Annotated in this window: 5 protein-coding genes and 1 pseudogene; 1 reads left to right on the top strand and 5 read right to left on the bottom strand. The window is 47.7% G+C overall.

Translation table 11 applies throughout. The features are described from left to right. Positions 1–327: 327 nt before the first annotated feature. Together Q0257_RS07500 and Q0257_RS07495 are read right to left on the bottom strand one after the other, a co-directional pair. Positions 328–897: a hypothetical protein gene (locus Q0257_RS07500; RefSeq protein WP_298023532.1), complete on the bottom strand. Its 570-nt coding sequence runs from the start codon at positions 895–897 to the stop codon at positions 328–330. 53 nt (positions 898–950) lie between these two features. Beyond that, entirely contained in the window at positions 951–1,127 is a 177-nt protein-coding gene (locus Q0257_RS07495) for a hypothetical protein (protein WP_298023529.1), read from the bottom strand. Between the two features lie 263 nt (positions 1,128–1,390). On the opposite strand from Q0257_RS07495, the gene Q0257_RS07490 reads away from it, so the two are divergent. Then, a complete protein-coding gene (locus Q0257_RS07490) occupies positions 1,391–2,077 on the top strand; it encodes a hypothetical protein (RefSeq protein ID WP_298023527.1) in 687 nt (228 codons plus the stop codon). A 443-nt stretch (positions 2,078–2,520) separates the two neighbouring features. On the opposite strand, the gene Q0257_RS07485 is transcribed toward Q0257_RS07490, so the two are convergent. The 3 genes and pseudogenes from Q0257_RS07485 to Q0257_RS07475 form a co-directional block, all read right to left on the bottom strand. Then, positions 2,521–2,760 (bottom strand): DUF333 domain-containing protein, encoded by a 240-nt coding sequence (locus Q0257_RS07485; RefSeq protein WP_297880494.1) that lies wholly within the window; start codon positions 2,758–2,760, stop codon positions 2,521–2,523. A 417-nt stretch (positions 2,761–3,177) separates the two neighbouring features. Continuing rightward, positions 3,178–4,254, bottom strand: coding sequence for a 3-phosphoserine/phosphohydroxythreonine transaminase (gene serC, locus Q0257_RS07480; protein ID WP_298023524.1), 1,077 nt, complete (start codon positions 4,252–4,254; stop codon positions 3,178–3,180). A 10-nt stretch (positions 4,255–4,264) separates the two neighbouring features. Continuing rightward, a pseudogene (locus Q0257_RS07475) lies at positions 4,265–4,621 on the bottom strand (exodeoxyribonuclease VII large subunit); the annotation flags it as partial.

Genomic DNA, 4,621 nt, shown 5'->3' with positions numbered 1-4,621 from the left:
ATCGGCTATCCCCCGTCGCCACGCGCCGTAGGTGCCGTCGTCCGTCGCCGCGCGACAACTTATCTATCGCCGCTCATTACCGCACCGCCGCAGGGTGCAGAGCGTGAGCATAAAAATATTTTAGGCGCACTCTCAAGAGTACATCACCGAGCTCAATAAATTTTAGTGCGGTACTTTTACTATGCACTCGTAAGCATAAATAAAATCCTTTAGCAAAAATTTTTAAAACAAAAATAGCAAAAGATTTGCAAGCAACGGATAAAATTCCATTATGGCTAAGATTCCATTGTGATCGCAATCATATCCGTTCTATCTGCCCATAGCTTTTTAAATTTCGCTTTTTGCCTCACTTATTGTTTTGTTTAATTTCGCAGCAAATTCCTCCTTGCTTATTTCTTTAAACGCTTCGTTTGGTACGGCGATAAAAAGACTTCCTTCCAGCAAAATTACCAAAAAATCGCGCTCCATTACCACCTCACAAAATTCCGCATCGTAAATGAGCGTATCTCGCTCACTTACTAATATAAATTGCCCCTTTAAATCATCTGAAATTTCAATGCTAAAATCGCCGAAAGTGACATTTTTATTCTTATCATATATCGCGGAATTTAGTAGCCACGATCTAACGCAAATAGCGTAAATATAAAAAACTGCGCAAGCAGTAGGCAAGATCGCTCCTAAGCTCTTTATCCAGGACTTATCACCATAGTACTTACGTACAAACTCTATCCAATCGTCCTCAAAAATAAAAAGGCAAGCCGAAAACGCAAAAGCGAAAAGCAAATCTGTCGCGCAGACGGCGCGGATGAACTTGTTCCCTTTATAAATTCTGCGCGAAATTCTAGTTCTCATTTTAGCGAATTTTCGGTTATCTTGCAGCGAGTAAGAAATCAGCATATCTTTCCTTTAAAATTTTGCTTATTTTAGCCAAAATAAAAAGATCTGTAAAATTACATTGCATACTGCGTTTGCGCCTCTTCGACGATACAGCCAGTAGATGGAAGGGCACTACTAATGCAAGCGATAAAAGGGCGGGCTAAATTTAATAAAATTTCTACCGAAGGAGGGATTATAAAAAACACGGCATTCATCACGGGCGCTATAAGCGCCGCCGTCATCCAATACACTGCCCGCCATTTTGCGACGGCCTGAGCGCAAAAATCCGCTTCTGCGAGCAACCGGCCTGCGAGTGCCGCGGTCGCGATCATCGGCTATCGCCCGTCGCCGCCAATCTCTCCGCCGCCTTGCCGCAGGATCAGCTCAAACCGAACCGCTAAATTTTAAATTCCATAAAAGTCTCATCGCACATAAATTTTAATTCGGAAAATGCGTAAAATTTAGGTAAAATTCCACCCAAACGCTTTGACGGTCAAAATTTAAAGGGGCGAAAATGACGAATTTCGAGTACGCTAGTCGCATTAACGAGGCTGCGGGGCTAGATTTAAGCTTAGATTGCAAAGAGATCGATCTGCAGGATAAGCTTTACGGGCTTTTTCAGTGCTTTATGCCTGACGGCGCGAGCGGGCACGCGGTGTTTGCGCCGCTACAAAACGGCACCGAGCTGCAAGCACGCATAATGCCGATCTACGCAGCCACGGCGCAGCAGACGCGAGAGGCGTTCGATCAAGGCGTGGCGCCCGGGTATTTTTGCCCGCCGCAGGATCCGAAATTTGATGACGAAGCGCTTAAGAGCTTAGCTTTAGTGCACGTTCGAAATTTAAAAATTTTCGCAGAATTTCTAGGCAAGAGCGGGCTTTTAAAGATGCTTGAGCAGATAAAATCCGCTCGCGTGCAGCAAGGTTTTGATTTTGCGCATAGTAAAGACGAGCTTGCGCACGCCGTCTATGAGGCGATCACGGAGTGGATGATAGATTCGCCTAAGCTTGATGCGAAGCTATGGGTGCTCGGCGAGGCGTACTATTCGATCAACTGCGACTACCTACTCTCGGCGTACTTGCAGTATCCAAACTACGCGCAAAGACCGCAGGAGGACTTTTTGAAGCCCTACTTCGAGCTGTATCTAGCGGGACGGCAGATCACGTTTGAGCGCGGCAAGATCGTGGTTTTCACTCGCTAAATTTACGCAGGCAAGGAAGCGAATGAGCGCCCACGAGCGACTAAAATTTGAGCCTTTCAAAAAAAGGAAGCGAGCGACGTCCACGAACGGCTGAAATTTAAGCTCAGCAACTATGGGCACAAATGCTTATCGCATATCCAAAAAAACCTGCGTCCTAATCGAGCAATCTAGTAGGTTTCCTGCGCGTTCAAATCACTTAAAATATTTCTGTCTTGCATAGCCGCCGCTTTCAGCACCTTACTAGAGCAAAATCTCCACACATCGTTGACGTTTGGATAATTGAATTTCTTCCATCACCCTGCTGCCCTCACTTTGTATGAGGTACCCAAATAATTTACTTGCACTAACGCTTGCTAGTTAGAATTTATCTAAATTTTAAAGAGGAATTTTGACGCAGAATTTTATGGAATTTCGCTGCTGCAAATTTCGCAAGCGATAAAATTCTATCGATTTACGCTCTTAAATTTACTCAAATCGCCGCCTGTTTTATAAAATTCTTCAGCGTCGATCATAGTGCCGTCAGGCAGCTTACAAACGGTGTAATCCACGCCGTTGCCGTCTTTGCGGACGATCAGCTCGCCGCCATTTTTGATACAAAAATCCCCAGCAGCGCTAGCCTCTGCGCTCACCGAAGCGAAAGCGCCCGCCACAAGCGCTACTGCAAAAAATCTCTTAAAACTCATTTAAATCCTTTCGTTTAATTTTGCCTGTTTTTAGGGTTAAGCTTAAATTTAGGCGCTAGATACGCTAAACCTGCGCCTACATAAATAAACCCACCTTTCATCCTCGAACACCGATAATAGCGTTTTAAATATTAAATCCTACCTAATAAATCCCAGCAGCGCCAAGTCCGCTCGCCGCTGCAAAATCAAAGCCATCAGACTTCATCCAATGCAAAATTTTAACATCATAAAATTTCATCTTCAATAAAATTCTAGCGGCGAAATCTAAGCCGCATCAAAGCTATTTCTGCCGTAAAATACCGGCTATAAAAGCGAGGACTATGGCAAATACCAGCCCAGCGGCAAGGCAAGCGCGGATCCTAGACAATCTCGTCTATAAGCGCGAGCCGCGCTCAAACCCTCTAAATTTAGCCGCCGCTAGCCGTTTTTGCGCGCAAACTCGCTCATAAAAGCGACTAGTTTTTCAACGTCCTCGTAGTTTATGGCGTTGTAGATCGAGGCGCGGATGCCGCCTAAAACGCGGTGTCCTTTAAGCCCGATCATCCCCTCCGCCTCCGCCTGCGCGACGAAAACCGGCTCAAGCGCGGCATCTGCGATATTAAAGCTCACGTTCATCAGGCTGCGGCTGCCCTTTTGCGAGTGGCCGCGGTAAAAGCCGCCGCTAGCATCGATCGCGCCGTAGAGTAGCGCCGCTTTGCGCTTGTTGCGCTCGTGCATCGCCGCGAGCCCGCCGATCTCGTCCTTGATCCAGCCGAGCATTAAATTTAGCATGTAAATTCCGAAAGTGTTTGGGGTATTGCTCATCGAGTCCGCGTCCGCCTGCGTCTTGTAGCGCAGGATCATCGGCGTTTTGGGGTTTGCGCGGTCCAGCAGATCCTTGCGGATTGCAACCATCGTAACGCCCGCGGGCCCGCCGTTTTTCTGAATACCGCCGTAAAACATCCCCACGCTGCCAAGATCCACGGGGCGCGAAAACAGATCGCTCGAGCTATCGACTACGAGCGGGCAGGCGCACTGCGGTAGCTGCGGATATTGCGTGCCGTAGATCGTGTTGTTCGAGCAGATGTAGCCGTAGTCGGCGCCGTCAGAGAATTTGACCTCGGGGATACGGTCGAATTTGCTCTCCTCGCTGCTTGCGACCACGCGGTAGTTTATGCCGAGCACGCCCGCTTCCTTGATCGCTTTGCTTGTCCAATTGCCCGTGTTGGCGTATTCTGCGACGCCGCCTGCGTATAGGTTCATCGGCACCTGCGCGAACTGAAGGCTCGCACCGCCTTGTAAAAACAAAATCGTAAAATCGTCCGAAAAGCCATAGAGATCGCGCACGCGGTTCATCGCGCTATGCAAAACTTCCTCGAAAATTTTAGTGCGGTGCGAGATCTCCATTATCGAAAATCCGCGCCCCGCGTAGTTTAGCAGCTCCTCTTGCGCCTGCTTTAGCACGCCCAGCGGGATGGTGCTAGGTCCTGCGCTAAAATTTAAAACCCTATCCATTTTGCCTCCTTTAGATGATTTTTGCGTTTTTGCTGAGCTGCTGTGAGCAAAGGACGAACTCGTCGCCCGCGGCAAGCTCGCCTAGGGCTACCGTTTTGCCGCCCTTTTGGATTTGAACGAGGTCTTTAGTGATCTCAAAAAATTTCGCCTTTTGCGCCAAAAGCTCATCTTTGGCGCTTAGCGTATGCTCTGCGGCGCTTAGCTTGGAGTCGATGAAGCTTTTAAATTTGAGCTCAAAATTTAAAAGCCTCGCGAGCGAGCCTGAAATTTTTGGCTCGACCGATTTTGATTTAAGCTCTAAAGCTGCAAGGCTCAGCACGTTTTGTGCGGATGAAATTTTATCTTTTATCAGCCTATCAAATGCGTC

The sequence above is a fragment of the uncultured Campylobacter sp. genome (genome assembly GCF_938018035.1).
Taxonomy (GTDB): Bacteria; Campylobacterota; Campylobacteria; order Campylobacterales; family Campylobacteraceae; genus Campylobacter_B.
Note: the sequence above shows the minus strand (reverse complement) of the source record. Positions and strands in the feature narration are given on the sequence as shown.